Annotated in this window: 9 protein-coding genes; 2 read left to right on the top strand and 7 right to left on the bottom strand. The window is 43.3% G+C overall.

Annotated features, from left to right (window positions below; translation table 11 throughout):
* Positions 1 to 265 precede the first annotated feature (265 nt).
* From H6G92_RS29030 to H6G92_RS29020, 3 genes are all read right to left on the bottom strand, one after another.
* Positions 266 to 3,175, bottom strand: coding sequence for a cation-translocating P-type ATPase (locus H6G92_RS29030; protein ID WP_190898960.1), 2,910 nt, complete (start codon positions 3,173 to 3,175; stop codon positions 266 to 268).
* A gap of 209 nt (positions 3,176 to 3,384) precedes the next feature.
* Positions 3,385 to 5,307, bottom strand: coding sequence for an Hsp70 family protein (locus H6G92_RS29025; protein WP_190898958.1), 1,923 nt, complete (start codon positions 5,305 to 5,307; stop codon positions 3,385 to 3,387).
* Positions 5,308 to 5,321: 14 nt separating this feature from the next.
* On the bottom strand, positions 5,322 to 6,227 hold the full coding sequence (locus H6G92_RS29020) for a hypothetical protein (RefSeq protein WP_190898956.1): 906 nt from the start codon (positions 6,225 to 6,227) through the stop codon (positions 5,322 to 5,324).
* 421 nt (positions 6,228 to 6,648) lie between these two features.
* Here H6G92_RS29020 and H6G92_RS29015 point away from each other — a divergent pair, with 421 nt between their 5' ends.
* On the top strand, positions 6,649 to 7,440 hold the full coding sequence (locus tag H6G92_RS29015; protein ID WP_190898954.1) for an SAM hydrolase/SAM-dependent halogenase family protein: 792 nt from the start codon (positions 6,649 to 6,651) through the stop codon (positions 7,438 to 7,440).
* A gap of 72 nt (positions 7,441 to 7,512) precedes the next feature.
* Here H6G92_RS29015 and H6G92_RS29010 read toward each other — a convergent pair whose 3' ends face one another.
* Positions 7,513 to 7,605, bottom strand: coding sequence for an SDR family oxidoreductase (locus H6G92_RS29010; RefSeq protein WP_313890004.1), 93 nt, complete (start codon positions 7,603 to 7,605; stop codon positions 7,513 to 7,515).
* Between the two features lie 1,788 nt (positions 7,606 to 9,393).
* Between H6G92_RS29010 and hetF the strand changes: the two genes are divergently transcribed.
* Positions 9,394 to 11,919: a cell division protein HetF gene (hetF, locus tag H6G92_RS29005; protein ID WP_190898952.1), complete on the top strand. Its 2,526-nt coding sequence runs from the start codon at positions 9,394 to 9,396 to the stop codon at positions 11,917 to 11,919.
* A gap of 133 nt (positions 11,920 to 12,052) precedes the next feature.
* On the opposite strand, the gene H6G92_RS29000 is transcribed toward hetF, so the two are convergent.
* The 3 genes from H6G92_RS29000 to H6G92_RS28990 form a co-directional block, all read right to left on the bottom strand.
* Positions 12,053 to 14,962 carry a COR domain-containing protein gene (locus H6G92_RS29000; RefSeq protein ID WP_190898950.1) on the bottom strand — a complete coding sequence of 970 codons (2,910 nt, stop codon included), beginning with the start codon at positions 14,960 to 14,962 and terminating at the stop codon, positions 12,053 to 12,055.
* Positions 14,963 to 15,485: 523 nt separating this feature from the next.
* A complete protein-coding gene (locus tag H6G92_RS28995; RefSeq protein ID WP_190898948.1) occupies positions 15,486 to 16,109 on the bottom strand; it encodes a Uma2 family endonuclease in 624 nt (207 codons plus the stop codon).
* Positions 16,110 to 16,312: 203 nt separating this feature from the next.
* Positions 16,313 to 16,936: a Uma2 family endonuclease gene (locus H6G92_RS28990; RefSeq protein ID WP_190898946.1), complete on the bottom strand. Its 624-nt coding sequence runs from the start codon at positions 16,934 to 16,936 to the stop codon at positions 16,313 to 16,315.
* Between the last annotated feature and the right edge of the window lie 7 nt (positions 16,937 to 16,943).

Raw genomic sequence — 16,943 nt, 5'->3', positions numbered from 1 at the left:
TAGAGGCTACAACTAAAAACTAACAAAAGGAAAAGTAAAAATTCTAATTTGAATGTTTTTATTCACTTTGACGAACAAAAATTAATTCTTTCTCGTAGATAGGATTCTGCCCTTAATTGTCAGCACCACTATTAACCTCTCCCATACTGAAAAACAGATTCTCCAAGGTAAGCTTTATGAACCCTTACCTCAAACTGTTATTTTTTGTATCCATCTATTAGAAAAAAGTGGACGTTTCGAGAAGCGCTAGGGAGTTTAAAAATATTTAGCGCCTGTGGATAAAAATAGCTTTGCGGAATTCTTCTACTCCCAGCAGGATAGGTGGATAGGCTAGCAATAGCAAACATTGCCAAGGAGTCAGAGGTGTAGTACCAAAGATGTGTCTCAGAGAAGGGATATAAATAATTGCCACAATTAGCGCCCACTCTATAGCAATGCCGAGCCAGATTAAACGGTTGGAAAATAATCCCAATCGAAATATCGAGGTTTGTTCAGAACGGCAAGCAAAAACATTTCCACTTTGACAGGCAACAATGGTTGCTAATGTCACGGTAGTGGCTTGGGTATAAATGGTAACTATAGTCATATCTGGCGAGTGAGACATAATAGCGGGAGTAATAGCTTGCAATTGAGCAAGTCCATAGCCATTGCTCCACCAGACAATAAAAAAAGCTAACATCGCCAAAGCAGCCTCAATTAATCCCAGAAAACAATAGGCACGTAACAGTAGGGAGCGATCGAGCAGGGGTTTAGATTTGGCACGAGCGGGTTGCAGCATTATACCTGTTTCTGCACGTTCTGCACCGAGTGCCAATGCAGGTATCATGTCCGTTCCTAAGTCAATTGCCAGAATTTGCATGATTACCAAGGCTGGTGGAATTTTCATGGCTACCATTGCCAAGAAAGGTACTACTTCAGGCACGTTAGATGCCAAGATGTAAGTCATGAACTTGCGGATATTTTGATAGATCGCTCTCCCCTGCTCAATAGCACTCACGATGGTAGCAAAGTTATCATCGGTTAAAACAATATCAGCCGCTTCCCTTGCCACATCAGTGCCGTTCATGCCCATAGCAATGCCAATATTGGCCGATCGCAATGCGGGAGCATCATTCACACCATCCCCGGTAACCGCTACTACTTCACCTGAGTCTTGGTAAGCCTGTACTAGCCGTAACTTGTGTTCGGGAGACATCCGAGCAAACACCAAGCCGGAACGATATTGCAAAATTTGCCGCAGTTGAGCATCCGAAAGATGACCCATGTCTTCACCAGTCACAACCCGCACCCGCTCGTTTGCGAGGCCGATATTGCGGGCGATCGCTTCGGCAGTTAGTCCATAATCTCCAGTCACCATCGTTACCTTGATCCCGGCTGTACGGCAACGAGCGATCGCGTCTCTCACTTCTGGACGTGGGGGGTCAAACATCGCCACCAAACCAATGAAGATCAGATTTTGCTCCAACTCCTGTGTTTGTTCCTTTAGCAACTGCTCATCACCGGGACGAGCTGCAACTCCCAGTACCCGAAATCCCTGTCTGGCCAAGTCATCATTTGCTCTCACCACCATGTCCCGGTCAGCCTGAGTGAGAGTCTGAACTGTTCCCTCTCGCAGAATATACTGGCAGTGTCGCAATACTTCCAGTGGCGCTCCTTTGGTGAAACCGAGATAGGGAGATTCATTGGTCCACAACTGTGAAGATTGCCAGTCCAGCACTACCGTCATCATCCGTCTGCGAGAATCAAAGGGGATTTCCCGCAAGCGAGGAAACTGATGTTGCAGTTGTTCCAGGTTCAATCCGGCTTTCGCCGCAGCCACCAGCAACGCTGCTTCCGTCGGATCGCCAATTTCTTGCCAACGACTAGGTGCAGTGAGATGAATCAAACGAGCATTGGAACAAAGAGCAGCCCCTGTTAACAATAAATTCAACTGCCAAGAGGCGGCAAAATGCTCAGGAATTACAACTGTACCGTTAGTAGGGTCATAGCCTGCGCCTGTAACTTCAATTAGCAAAGGGGAAACTGACTTGTGTTTGGGTTTTTCGTTGCTACCTTGTTGCTGTGAGGGAACCCATAGATGACGTACCGTCATTTCATTTTTGGTTAAAGTTCCTGTTTTATCTGTACAAACGACTGTGATTGCACTGAGAGTTTCCACCGCAGAAAGGCGACGGACTAAGGCATTGCGTCGTGCCATGCGCTGTACTCCCATAGCCAATGCCAGGGTGACGGTTGGTAGCAATCCTTCAGGAACTAGCGCCACAATAATCCCGATCGCAAAAATGAAGCTCTCTTTCACCTCCATACCTACTAACCAGGCAGTGAGAAAGAACACAATTATACCCATGCTCAAAGCGATCGCTGTGATTAGGCGCACAATCTGGGCAACTTGTACTTCTAAGGTGCTGGGTTCTCGCTTCACCATTGTGGTCAGGTGTGCGACTTGTCCAAATTCCGTCTGGGCACCAGTTCCATAGACCACGCCTATTGCTCGTCCCGATGCAACATTAGAGCCTGCCAATACTAAATTAGCGATTTCAGCCGGATGAACCCGCTCTTGCAAAGGCTGTTCTCCAGGATGAAGCAATGTTTTGCCAGCACGAATTGGTACGACCTGGCGGGGATTTACAGGGTCAGGATTACGAGTAACTGGTAGAGATTCCCCTGTGAGTACTGAGACATCCACGTATAGATTATCAGCAGAAACTAGGCGTGCATCGGCAGAAATGCGATCGCCTTCTTCAAGTTGCATGACATCACCCCGAACTAACTCTCGTGCCGGGATCTGCTTCAATTGCCCATCTCGGTATACCCGAACTTGTATTGGCAATACTTTTTTCAATGCTGCCAGTGCTTGTTCTGCTTGATATTCTTGCCAAAAGCTAAAGATAGCGTTGATCCAGATGACAGCCCAGATTGCCCAACCTAGTTGAGGAGTATTGGACAAAAATGCCAAAATTCCCGCACTCCATAGCAATAGTGCCATAAAGTGGGTGAGCTGATCCGTGAAGCGGAGCCACATTGGCCGATGAGCAGTTTCTGGCAGTTCATTTGCACCATAGCGCTCAAATCGTTGCGCTGCGTCATATTCAGTTAAGCCATTGATAGTGGTTCCTAGTGATTCATAGACACCTTCAATGGACAATTCCCACACTGGTTGATGGAACGATACCATATTTTCCAAACCTTGTGCTGCATTCAATCACATAACTTGATTGCTTGATTGCGCTTGTATCTGGAATGATATACCTAAAATTGAGTAGATGAACGTTATTTAAAAAATCTAAAATTCTGACTTTTGCATTATGCCAGCACTCTGGTTACGCTACCGATTAATAGAAATTAGACGATGCGATCAGGATTTTTTACGGGCATATATCACTGCTATTGAATCAGAATTATGCAAGATTGGACTTTGGTAGAAAGGGTTTTTTGCAGCCCTTGCTCAACTTTGCTAATCAGTTTATCAAAAGCCTCTTGATCTGCTGTCAATTGTTCTTGAAGAACTTTCTCTAACTCAGGCTTTATTTGCTCACACATATCCTCGATTTTTCTATCACTCAAAAAACTAGAACGAACCCAACTAGGTACATCCACATTTGTCTTGATTACTTCTTGAACACTCTTGCGATTTAGCTCCATTCCTGCCGCCATCACCGAAGCCCCATATACTAGGGCAATAGGCCAGGTTAAATGTCCAGTTAATATAAGAGTGATGATGCTAGCTACAGTGCCTCCACCAATTACTACATTGACAATAAAGCCCACTGTCTCAGCCAGGATAGCATCTCCAATGCGTAGCTCTGGGTTAACAAAATTTGGGTCAATGCTATCCTGAAACCTTAAGCTGCTTCTAGGTATCTGAAACTTTCGGCATATTGGATCGGTTTGTGCAGCTAAATCGGGTTGGATTTTATTGCTAAACCAAGAAGCGCATTGATGATTAATTATCTGCACAGCGAGATCGCTTTTGAGCCACTGTTCTGCCCGACTGATTAAAGATGTTTCCAAATCTGCTAAAGTTCGTATTTTGTTTTTTTGCCAATCTTTTAAACCTGGTTTAACTGCATTGACAATCAAGCCATCTGTCAAAGGCTTAGTTAGTGATTCTATTAACTCAGGGATATGCCTTTCAATCAAACCTTTAAGCTTGTTCGAGGTAAATAGTTTGTTGACTTCTTCTTTAAAAGCAGCAGCACGCAGATCCCATCGTCCTACTCGTGCTAAACCCAGTGCAATGCAACGTTCCGGTTCAGGATCAGGGCGAAGCAGCGTTTCTGGCTCGGGAAACATTTCCTGACAAAGAAAGTGCGTAAACTTCATGCGAGATGCACCGCCAGTCATCAGCAAAAGTTTCGGCACAATTCCAAGTTTTTCTAGCTTTTCTTTCGCCTCCTTTAAAGAGTCGTGAAACGATCGCACCCAACTATGATGCCCCAGTTCCGGTAAGGGTTGGTTTAAAATTTCCTCCATCATCAATTTATTTACTTGGGGAATAAAATAAATCTGTTCGTTGATCGACTCGAAGCCACGCGCAAAGGATTCAGGATCGCTGTATAACTGTTCATTAGAAAAGTAATCTTCTTTAGCTTTACGACAAGCAAGTTCACAACGAGCTTGGTGATGCGGATATTCCTGAAATACTTTTTCGAGTAATGCTTTTTGTTCGTGGTTGGCGAGAGTCCGGGCAAAAATAGCTTTGTCAATTAGAGATGCACCTAAAGTATTACTCCCAAAATCTATAGGTATCTCTTCTAAGCTCTTAACCAGAGTAAAATCTGTGGTTGAAGAACCAATATCGACAATTAACACCGATGCAACAAGTTTGTCATACTCCAACTTCCCGGCTTCCTTGGCTTGCATGAAAGCAGCCCGCGATTCGGGTACAACATTTAGTTGGGGAATACCAGCTTCTTGAAGTAGCTTTTGGTATTCGGTGCGATCGCTAACTGACCATCCTGAAGGGCAACCTATGTAAAAATAGCTACCTTCCCCACCTTCAAGTTGTTTGCTTTCTTTCAAAAGGCGGTAGTAGGTTGCTACAAAAGTGCTAATTGTTTCCCGATATTTGGGATCGTTGTTGGGTTTTTGCTTGAAAGAAATTGTCAGTTGGGTAACGCCAGCTTGAATTAATGCTTGTTCGCCGACAAGATAACCGAGTTTGGGATGCCAACCAAGTGCTGTAATTTGGTTCTTCTTGTTATTAATTTCCAGCATCTGGGGGGGGTCGATGCTTTCCACGATCGCTTTAGCTACAGCCGTTTCACCGTGTCCTAAATCAAAACCGATTGTTTCTAAAATTTCCATACCCTTATTGTCTATTATTCTCTAGAAGCGGAATATGCTGGCTCAATTACCCTACCGCGCCTAATCAAGCGATCGCCTTTCAACAAAGCAGGAGTTAGAGTTACGTGATCTTTGGTATCGGGGTCGATACTTGGCTCGAAGTCAAAATAATTGCGATCGCTGTGAGGGTCATTTGGTCGATAAATTTGAGCGTTAATTCCCTGAGACATTAAAATCTGTGGCAGAAGTTTGGCAAGTTCATAAGCCATTTGGGGTTTATCAAGTTTTGATGCGCCCATTAGCCTTTGCAGAAAATTCAATAACTCTGGCAGTTCTTCTATTGCTAGGTCGCCTTCATGTTTATTCCATTCTTCTACTCTAGCCACTGCTAGGTCGATAGTGTTGAGAGCATCGCCAAGATGATCTAAAAATACTTTGCTATCAACCCGGAGCATAGGTTTAGGTAATTCCAATAGCTCTGAAGACATAGAATTTTGCTGGTTGTTTAATTCGAGTTGAAGCACAACTTCTACTCCTATAAGTAGAGAGGTTAGTAAGATAGCCATCCATACACTTGGGGTAGTTTTAGTTAAGGAGAATAACGAACCTAAGATGCCTATGTAAATTAGTCCCTTTAGTAGTTTCAGAATTAATCTGCTGGAAAAAAACTTTGTACCTGAGTTAGTAAATTGCTTTTGCTCTGTTGGAACAACTTGAGAATAGTTAGCCGCAGCAAGAGTGGCGATGGACTGCCGCAGCGTATCCAGGAAAAAGGAAGCCAGACGAACTTGAGCCAGATTAAGTTTTTCAATGTAAATTCTTTCGAGATTATCAAGTCGATTCTGAACCAACTTAACTATCTCCTCAATGTTGGTTGTGTTATCAATATCTGTCTTTAGTTGGTTGCGTTCTTCGCTAAAAAGTGAACTTATTGTTTTCATTGCGTTGGCTAAGACTTTAAGGTTAATAAATAGTGGTGAAATGAACTGACAACTGCTCATTTCACCCTGTAATCACATGATGACTGATGTAATTAACTGAGTTGAATGGTTCCAGCATCTTTTTACTGGAAAATTACGCTCAATGTTATGTAGAAATATTGCATATAGTTGAGATCACATTTAGACTGCTGATGAGGCAGATTAACTGGCAAGACGGTTCGGTTAACGTTTTAATATTTTGAAGATCCCCCCAACCTTCCTTAAAAAGGCTTGCTCATAAACCTCTTTTACCCCCTTTTTAAGGGGGTCGCCGCAGGCGGGAAAATCTTAACCGAACTGTTTTGGATTCACTGGCGCGTTTGAAGCCACCTATTGTCTAACCATTGATTGCAAATTACTACCCATCAGAAGGAGAAGCAAAATGTTTATCTGCGTCATTGCAGACTACGGTACAGGAGATCCAGCATTTACAGAAGTCACACAACGTCTGCTGATGGCTTTTCCTCATGCCCAAATTCATTTGCTTTCGGTTCCAGCATTTAGTACATTGGCAACGGGATTTTGGATTGCCCAACTAGGACTCAACCCAGGCCCTAGCGATCGCTTAATTTATCACAACTGTGCGCCTCGTCAAGATGATCCCGAAGCCCGTCGAGATAATGAAGGTGAAGGACTAACTTATGCCCTTTTATCCAATGGTGTAAAAGTAGTGGGTGTGAATGCAGGCTACACCCTCTCGTTTATCAAAGAGTATACAAAGGAGTTGCGAGTGGTCAACGTTTCTCGTGGTGGATCGCAATTTCGCTCACGGGATGTATTTCCTCCGGCTGCGGCTGCCATTATGAGTGAAGATTTTAGCCTTTTGGGAGATAGCCTTAAGAGTGAGCAAATCCCAGATGTTCCACCAGATCGAATTGCCTGGATTGATGGCTACGGCAACATCAAAACAACTATTGGGGCCCATACACTTAACTTGGAGCCTCAAACCAAGATCGTGATCCGGATTGGAGATGTAGTGAGTGATGCCGTGTATTCTGATGGCAGCTTCAAGGTGTCTGAAGGAACTTTAGCCTTTGCTCCTGGTAGTTCCGGTTGGTCAAGAGGCGATTCAGGAGAACCATTGCGCTTTTTAGAGTTGTTTCTGCGAGGAGGGAGTGCTTGGGAGCGCTTTGGTCGTCCCCGTGTGAATCAGCAAGTAACTCGAATTGCCTAAAATCGGGTAGTTGGCTTCTGTCTGTGGCTGAGTGCGGGCTGGCTTTACTTGAGTTACCCCCACCAAAAGCGATTAGATTTGTACCACACCGCCATCGACGAACAATTCAATGCCAGTAATATAATTGCTGTCGTCCGAAGCCAGGAACACGACAGCTTTTGCTATTGTTTTAAACCCTTACTCTAAGGGCGTTGGCGCAGCCCGCCGCATGTCACATTTATTGAAGTTCAAAACAGTAATTGCGGGCAGACAAAGAGTTAAACGCCAAAATATAGAAAAAAAATTAAGAATGTGATTAAATATCATAGCAATCATTTTAGTGTGGCATCTCTAGCTCACAATAAAAAGAAAGCGATTCAGGAGTTGAGTGAGCAGTTTATGCTCTATCCTGGCAACAGGAGGATACTCCAGGTCTACTACCAGCAGTAGAACAAGAGTAGTGGTGCATCCCAACGTGGGTAGGAAATGCTGGGGCAATGTTTAACCACAAGCCGCTACGCGTATAAAGCAAAAAAAACCCCCAGTGGGTGTTAGCCAACCAGGGGAGTTAGTTATCAGGGTGCATCTACCAATTAAATGTTCTCAGGTTGAACACCATACTCCGGATAAATTTGTACAAAAGTCAGTTATTTTTTTAAATAAAAAACCCCAGTTGGTGTTAGCCTACTAGGGGAGTGAGTTATCAGGGTGCATCTACCAATTAAATATTCTCAGGGTGAACACCATACTCCGGATAAATTTGTATAAAGGTCAGTTATTTTTTTAAATAAAAAACCCCCAGATGATGTTAGTCTACTAGGGGAGTTAGTTATCAGGGTGCATCTACCAATTAAATGTTCTCAGGGTGAACACCATACTCCGGATAAATTTGTACAAAGGTCAGTTATTTTTTTAAATAAAAAACCCCCAGATGATGTTAGTCTACTAGGGGAGTTAGTTATCAGGGTGCATCTACCAGTAATGTTTTCTAGGGATAGCCAGTATCCTCCGGAGAAAATGGTCAAAATCAGGGTTGATGGCGACATCTACAACTGGCTATGCCTACTAACTATAAAAAACCCCCAGTGGGTGTTAGCCAACCAGGGGAGTTAGTTATCAGGGTGCATCTATCAATAATATTTTCTAAAGTAAATGGGTCTCTACCGGATAAATTAACAGAGGTTGAAATTGTTAGTATTTGCTTACCCAATAAAACCTCAGCGGGCGTTTGCCAACCAGAGGAGTTAGTTATCAGTACAGACCTACCAATTAAATTATCGGTGCGCTGCCTGAAAAATGGGTGTGTCAGAAATGATTGCGGCTTTAGGACTTATGCACAAAAGATCCACTAACCCCTTAAAAAGGGCGCTTTTATCCCTCTTTTAAGGAAAGTTGGTCAATTAATGTTAGCGATAGCTAGGTTTCAGGTTTTCAGTGCGTTTTTATGCTTACTTCCTTCATAAAAAACCCCCCAGTGGGTGTTAGCCAACCAGGGGAGCTAGTTATCAGGGTGCATCTACCAATTAAATGTTCTAGGTTTAACCACCATGCTCCGGATAAATTTACTAGAAGGTTGATTATTGTTGTGTGCCAACAAAACTCTAGTAGATGTGAAATGAATTAGAGGAGTTAAAGATCAAGGTACATCCATCTAGTAATCAAGTATTCTAGGGTTAAGCACTATTTTTTGGTAGAGAATATCTGCGTTATAAGTTGCTGTTGTTTGCCAAAATAAAAAAAACCCCTAGTGGGTGTTAGCCAACTAGGGGAGTTGAAGATCAAGGTGCATCTACCAATTAAGTGTTCTAGTTCCAAGTAATCCGATCCGGATAAAGTTGTAAAGGCAGAAAAAGCAAAACAACTAGAATCAGAAACATTCAGGGGTGGGATGCATCTAAGTTATCAGAGGGAGCGAAAAATCGACTTGAAACTTTCGCGTTTCAAACCAGATTTAGGAGGCGGACAGGAGAAGCTGTGACCCAGGAATTCCACATTTCGGTAACTCCTGTAGGGCAAAATGACTACTTGGTGCGGACGGAACAAGTCGCGCCTGGGGTGCCATTGGCAGAAGAATTGGTGACTTGGCCAATAGTTGATTGGTTGATGGCTGCTGGGCATTTGATGAATGATCCGTTGAAGTCGGTGTTGCAAGGAGATCCATTCGCTTCTGGCGGGCATGAAAGCGATATTGCCAGAAACTCTGTTAATTTGGTAACTTTGGGTCAACAATTTTATAACGCCCTATTTCAAGGCACTCTCAGAGATAGTTGGATTACTGCTCAAGGTATTGCCCAAAACCACCAACAAGTACTACGCTTACGCTTGGGGCTAAAAGACACTAGGTTAGCTCGTCTGCCTTGGGAAGTTATGCACGCAGGCGATCGCCCGCTGGCTACTGGGCCTTATGTCGCTTTTTCTCGTTTCCAAAGTGGAATTTTGGGGGCTTCGCCTTTGCGGTCGCAAAATATGCCCACACCACTACAACAAGGTAGTGTAAAAGTATTGATGGTAATTGCTTCCCCCTCAGATCAAGTCCGTCTTGACTTACAGAAACAAGAAGCTATCAAACTGCAAGCAGAACTTCACCGTCAACTACCACGAATTGCTGAAGGTAGCAATCGTTTTCCCCAAATTGAACTGACTGTGTTAGACCAACCAGGGCGGGAAGAACTAACGCAAGCTCTAGAACAGGGCAGATACAACGTTTTACACTACTCTGGTCATAGTAATTTAGGCTCCAATGGTGGAGAAATTTATCTTGCTAGTCGCAGAACTGGCTTAACAGAAATCTTGACTGGGGACGATCTGGCAGGTTTGCTCGTCAACAATAACATTCAAATGGCAGTGTTTAACTCCTGCTTGGGGGCGTACACAGCTGCATCCGATCCCTCTGGAGATACTGGCGAACGAAACTTGGCAGAAAGTTTGGTGAAGCGCGGAATTAGAAGCGTCTTGGCTATGTCAGAACGGATTCCTGATGAAGTGGCATTGACACTCACACAATTGTTTTACCGCAACTTGAGTCAGGGATATCCAGTAGATTTGTGCGTCAGTCGGGTACGCCAAGGATTAATTTCTGCCTATGGTTCTCACCAGATGTACTGGGCATTACCGATTTTATATCTCCAGCCAGAATTTGACGGTTTCTTGAGCCAGGAAACGGAAATATCCGAAAGTGCGGAGTCGCCCAAGCAGTATAATTCGCCTTTAGGGATAACTTCCACAATGTACTCTGCTATGGCAGATGATAGCGAGATGCATTTAGGAATGGAGGAAATGATTCCTTCTGGTTTGGCGCGTGACCCTTCAGGGTTAGACTGGCTAGGCGAAGACACTTGGGGCGATCTAGTTGATGAAATTGAGTATGATGACCCAAGTTATGAGGAAGATTCTGCGATCGTTTCGGATTTGTTTCGTCAGCTAGATAACCAAAAAACTGCAACTGAACTAGATCAACAAATTCCAGACAATAATCTTCACCAAGGACAGGTTTCAGAGGGAATGACTTCTCTGGAAGAGGAAGGAGATTTGTGGGGAGAAATCCCAGCACCGCCACCTCCAATTACTGGGAACCTTGAAGGAAAGTGGCAAAATTCTGATTTTTCGCATAGGCATAGCCCGCCGCAGGCATCGCAACCAGCCCCACTAAGACCTCGTACTCGTCGCCGCCAGCTGTGGCCGATTTTGGGTATTGTAGCAATCAGTGCGTTAGCAGCTGCGATCGCTTTAAATTGGTGGTGGCAAAATCGATCCCAGCAGGCAATGCCTAACATCCCAGGAATTCCTACCCAGTCTCTACCTATCCAAAAGCAGCCAAACATCGATTTAGAAATAGCAACCACTGGTATTGTCACCGCCACCGCTACCGAAAAATTGAGCCAGGGGGACTTACAAGGTGGGTTATTAGCTGTAGAAGAACTACTTAATCGTGGCGCAGTGGCTGCGGCTGACACTGCCCTGAAACTAATTCCAAATCAACAAGCTGACGATCCATCTGTCAACTTTTACAAGGGACGATTAGCGTGGCAGTCTATCCAAACTGGAGACAATAACTATAGCGTCGATGATGCCCGCCGTTACTGGGAAACTGCTGCAAAAGCTAAACCAGAATCGCTTTTGTATAATAACGCTTTGGCATTTGCCTACTACACAGAAGGCAATCTAAATCGAGCCAATGATTCTTGGTTCAAGGCTTTGAATTTAGCTCTCAAAGAGCAGAACACAGACTCTAGCGCCGAAACATCTACAAATACGGCAGTCCCTCAAGATGCTTTAACTTCTTATGCTGGGTTAGCTCTGGGACTGTATAAATCTGCACTGAGTCAATCTAGTGGTAAGCAGACACAATATTTGAATGAAGCGATCAAGTTGCGGCAAATGGTTCTCAAGTCTGATCCAGTCAATTTCCAGGTAGATAAATTAGCTAAAAATTGGCTGTGGACAGAGAAGGCGATTGAAGATTGGCGATCGCTCCTTCAGGAAAAGAGCGAAGAACAGTAATATGTTGGGGTGGTGCGATCGTTTGCACACCAAAAACTTTACTTTCAGCATCCCTAATCAAGACAAACCTTGCATCTAAGAGCAAAGACAGCGTTTTCACACATCACTACCGAGAGAAAATCTTCTCTATCTTTTACCGAGAGATTGCTGCTGCTTTGATCTTCTTACAGATATTCACCCAAGCTTTATTCTCTTCTGATGCGTTCAGGCTATCTAAAGGTTGATTGGGAGGGTGCGCTGATTGATACTTTTCAATTTCTGTTTCTTCATAGTTGCTAGAACTCAACGGTATCCAAATAATCGTGAGTCCTTTAGCTTGTGCCGCATTCAATAATGGGGGTAACTCATTCTCGTGAATAAAGTCTGATGCTAGAAAGTTAGGGCTAACCAACAATACTGCTATTTTTGCTGCTGCTAAAGCATTTTCAATTTCTTTACTCCACTCAGCACCAGCTTGTATTTTGGTATCGTCCCACACAAGCAGATTTTGGTTGCGAATTATTGGTTTGAGGTGTTTCTGAAGTTTGGTAAGCCATTCCTGATCTTGATGACTATAGCTGATGAAAACTTCAACCCCTAAATGCTCTACAAGCAAGCTCTCTTTATCTTTATCTATCACATCATCAATTAAACTCAAAACATTCGCTTTTTCATAGCTAATATCACATTCAACATCATATTTTTGTTTAGCAAGGCGATTTCTTAAATTTTCAAGCTTATAAAAATGTGGCTCTTGGCTATCTTTGCAAGTAACACAATTACAGGGAATTAACTTGTTGTACTTTAGTCGCTTGTACGAGTCATGAATTTTATCAAGTTCATGTGTAACTATCGTCATTAAATCTCTTTTGTGACGACCTGAAACTCGAATCTTAATCTCCCGTTTGCCGTAATATTCAATCACCTCTGCCTTGGTTTCGTCTTTGCTCAGAACAAGACCGCTTTTCCAGATACATTGTTGTTCATTAATCGACTCATGCATGAGGACAATTAACTGGGTGATGATGCCCTTGGGCATGAACTCGTAAGTGTAACGCAGTATCAGGTTATTGGTTTCATTCCATTGATAGGAGGGTTGATCGGGAGATAGCAGTTGTGGGGCAATATACCTTCCTTGGCTTCTAGGAATTTCGTAGCACAGCTTGAAGTTGATCATCAGGCGTAAAAGTTCATCATGCATCGTGGCGTATTCGTCTTCATACCAGATGTTTGCCAAATCAGATCGGGTGAAATTGCCCAGGTTACGAATCACTTCTTCATTATCCAGCACTTTGTAGACTGCATCAGTTCCCCACTTGGGTTTGAGGATGACAGTCTTGTTCAAAAGTGAGTCTTGCTGGAAGTGCAAGCATACTCCCAAATCGTGCAGATAGCTGCTCAACTGCAACTTGTCATTTCTTTCGGTGAACCCATTTTGTTGGCAGATATTCAGGTATTCATCCAAGCCGATATAATTGCGTGCGTCACTCTCCAAAGCTTCCCGGACTCTAACCCAGGTTCTTGGGAGCGGACTACCAATATGGGGCAGGTTTTGAACGTAATGCTTGATTTTTTGTAAAACTTGTTCTAAACCTGTGTTGTTAGCAAGGTTGGTTGGTAAAATCTCCTTCAAATTAGCAAACTGCCCCCGCAACTGGGGTTCATTAATCTCCCAAGGATGTTTTAGCTTCTCATTTTTGATGATCAGTAGCGGACTGTTATCGCTGAACAGTTCCACCACATTCAGCCAATAGTGGAAATTGGTATCTTCCTTGCGATTATCTGCTACTAGGGCATAGAGTGAACGGTTGGTAAGGAAAAACTGGTGAGTAGCATGGTAAATCTCTTGTCCCCCAAAGTCCCAGATGTTGACTCGAAATTTTCGCCCATTTTCCATTGGGAAACGCCACTGGATAACCTCAATTCCCTTGGTAGAGTCTTCCTCTCGGAGTTCATAATTTGGATCTTCAATCTTTTTCGCCAGTGTTGTTTTCCCTGCTCCGCCTTCGCCGATAATGAGTAACTTCGCTTCATATATATAATCTGTGCCTTCTGCTTTCAGTTGCCGGAAATAATTCTTAATCGCCTTAGTACCTTTTGCAACAATTTCTAGTGGTGGCTTTTCGATGGGATTATAGCTTAAATCCAGGTAAGTGAGTTGTTGCAGGCTGGCGATCGCTTCTGGCAGCGTCGTTAATTGGTTTTCGCTTAAATTTAGGTAAGTGAGTTGTTGCAGGCGGGCGATCGCTTCTGGCAGCGTCGTTAATTTGTTGTGGCTTAAATACAGGTAAGTGAGTTGTTGCAGGCTAGCGATCGCTTCTGGCAGCGTCGTTAATTGGTTTTCGCTTAAATCCAGGGTAGTGAGTTGTTGCAGGCAGGCGATCGCTTCTGGTAGCGTCGTTAATTGGTTGCTCCTTAAATCCAGGGTAGTGAGTTGTTGCAGGCAGGCGATCGCTTCTGGTAGCGTCGTTAATTGGTTGCTGCTTAAATACAGGGTAGTGAGTTGTTGCAGGCGGGCGATCGCTTCTGGCAGCATCGTTAATTGGTTGCTCCTTAAATCCAGAGTAGTGAGTTGTTGCAGGCGGGCGATCGCTTCTGGCAGCGTCGTTAATTGGTTGCTCCTTAAATCCAGGGTAGTGAGTTGTTGCAGGCAGGCGATCGCTTCTGGTAGCATCGTTAATTGGTTGCTCCTTAAATCTAGGGTAGTGAGTTGTTGCAGGCGGGCGATCGTTTCTGGCAGCGTCGTTAATTTGTTTTTGCTTAAATCCAGGGTAGTGAGTTGTTGCAGGCGGGTGATGGCTTCTGGCAGTGTCTTTAATTGGTTGTTGCCTAAATCCAGGGAGGTGAGTTGTTGCAGACGGGCGATCACTTCTGGCAGCGTCGTTAATTTGTTTTTGCTTAAATCCAAAACCTCCAACCATTCCAGTTCAAACACCTCAGCAGGAATCTCTGTTAATTTTTCCTTGTCATCAGTATTCCAATCATTGCTTAAATCTAATTTTTTAAGCTGTTTCTCTTTCGCTTCTCGTATTTTTTTAAGGAAACGTTGAGGCGTATTTGCCATACTGAGGTTCACCTGTTAACGAAAGTTATATGTAATGCCCCTGATTCGCTGGACAATTTCGCAACCACTAATATTTTGCACTAATCCCAACAACCGCCGCAGTTTAGAAACCTCTGGCTGATAGAGAAAGTCCTCTTAAGAGGGCTAAATTCTTTCCAGACTTGGATTTTAGTCCACATTGAGTAGACTTTCGCTATAAGAAAGCAAATTCGAGTTCCAGGCGGAAGTAGGTGCTAATTAAGAATGCTGCAAGATATCAAAGCAATCTACTATCCTGTGTAACACTACACGAGTGCTAATAATTTTTACTGAATCTAAAAATAATTTATCATTCCCAATGGTTCAGATTGCCTTGTCAACTAGTCTTTGATACTCATTAATGAGGCTCAGAACTTCGTTAATGAGTCTTTGATACTCGCCGATGAGTCTTTGATACTCGCGGACGAGTCTTTGATACTCGTGGATGAGTCTTTGATACTCGCGGACGAGTCTTTGATGACTCTTTTACTTCTTTAGCCCTTGTTTACGCGACTTCTCCAGCCCGAAAAATCTGTTCAGCAGTTAAATTCAACTCTGGGAACGCTGGCGACTGAATGCGATCGCTTCCCCGAAATTGCCTAACTTGATACTCACCTTCAATTAATTGGTAAATCGAGATAGTTGGTTGTTTAGGATTGCCAATAAAGCGCCTACCACCTAAACCTAGATAATCTACAATCCAATATTCAGGTATTCCGACCTCCTCGTATTTACCTGCTTTGGTAAAATAGTCATCTCGCCAGTTGGTACTTACCACTTCAATTACTAAAGGAATTGATGCCGCTTGGCTTACAGTAGATTCTTTTTTCCACAGAGGTTCATTGACTAAATTAGAGTTATTCAACAACAGTACATCTGGTGAGTAAGCTGCTTCGCTCTGATTCGGTTTCATGAATGCTGTTTTGGGAATGAAATAAGGTAGTTTTAAACGTTTGTATTCTGTAACTATTTCCCCAACTAAAAATCCAACAATCTGTTCATTTTCACCTGTGGGAGGAGCCATTTCTACAATTACTCCGTCATGCAGTTCATAGCGTCGTTGTGAGTTTTCTGGATACCAAGAGATAAATTCATCAAATGTTACTAGTTTGCGTAAGGTTTGAGTCATATTTTCCTCTTACTTTAGCGTTAAGTAAAACCTCAATCTATGAATGCAATACACTTTGACCTCTCTCCAAACCTCTCTCCTTTTAGGAGAGAGGCTTTGAATATTACTCCCCTTCCCTTGTAGGGAAGGGGTTGGGGGTTAGGTCTGTCTTGCACTCAACCCAGAAGCGCTATAGATAAAAATTTAAGCATTAGCCACCTAAATTACGCGACTTCTCCAGCTTGAAAAATCTGTTCAGCAGTTAAATTCAACTCTGGGAACGCTAGCGACTGAATGCGGTCATTTCCCCTAAATTGCTTAACTTGATACTCACCTTCAATTATTTGGTAAATCGAGATAGTTGGTTGTTTAGAATTACCAATAAAGCGCCTACCACCTAAACCTAGATAGTCTACAATCCAATATTCAGGAATACCCAAAGACTCGTAATCTTCTAGCTTCAAAGCATAATCATCACTCCAGTTAGTTGAAACAACTTCTACAACCAACTTGACGGAACTACCCAGCGTGATGATAGATTCTTTTTTCCAACGAGGTTCATCCCTAACAGCTTGTCTATCAAGAACGATTACATCTGGTTCATAACCTGAATCAGTGTTAAGTGATTTGATGACGCATTCTTTAGGAATAAAACAAGGAATGGACAAACGAGTGATTTCAATAAACAAAGAACCATTTATAAACCCCGCTATCTCTGAGTGCTTCCCTCTTGGCTTAGGCATTTCAACAATTACCCCATCATGTAGTTCATAATGCCTGTCTGAAGATTCGGGATACCAAGCGATAAATTCATCAAATGGTACTAGTTGGCGTAAGGCTTGAGTCATACTTTGC

Source organism: Nostoc foliaceum FACHB-393, assembly GCF_014698505.1.
Classification (GTDB): Bacteria; Cyanobacteriota; Cyanobacteriia; order Cyanobacteriales; family Nostocaceae; genus Nostoc; species Nostoc foliaceum_A.
This window is presented reverse-complemented; position numbering and strand designations above follow the sequence as displayed.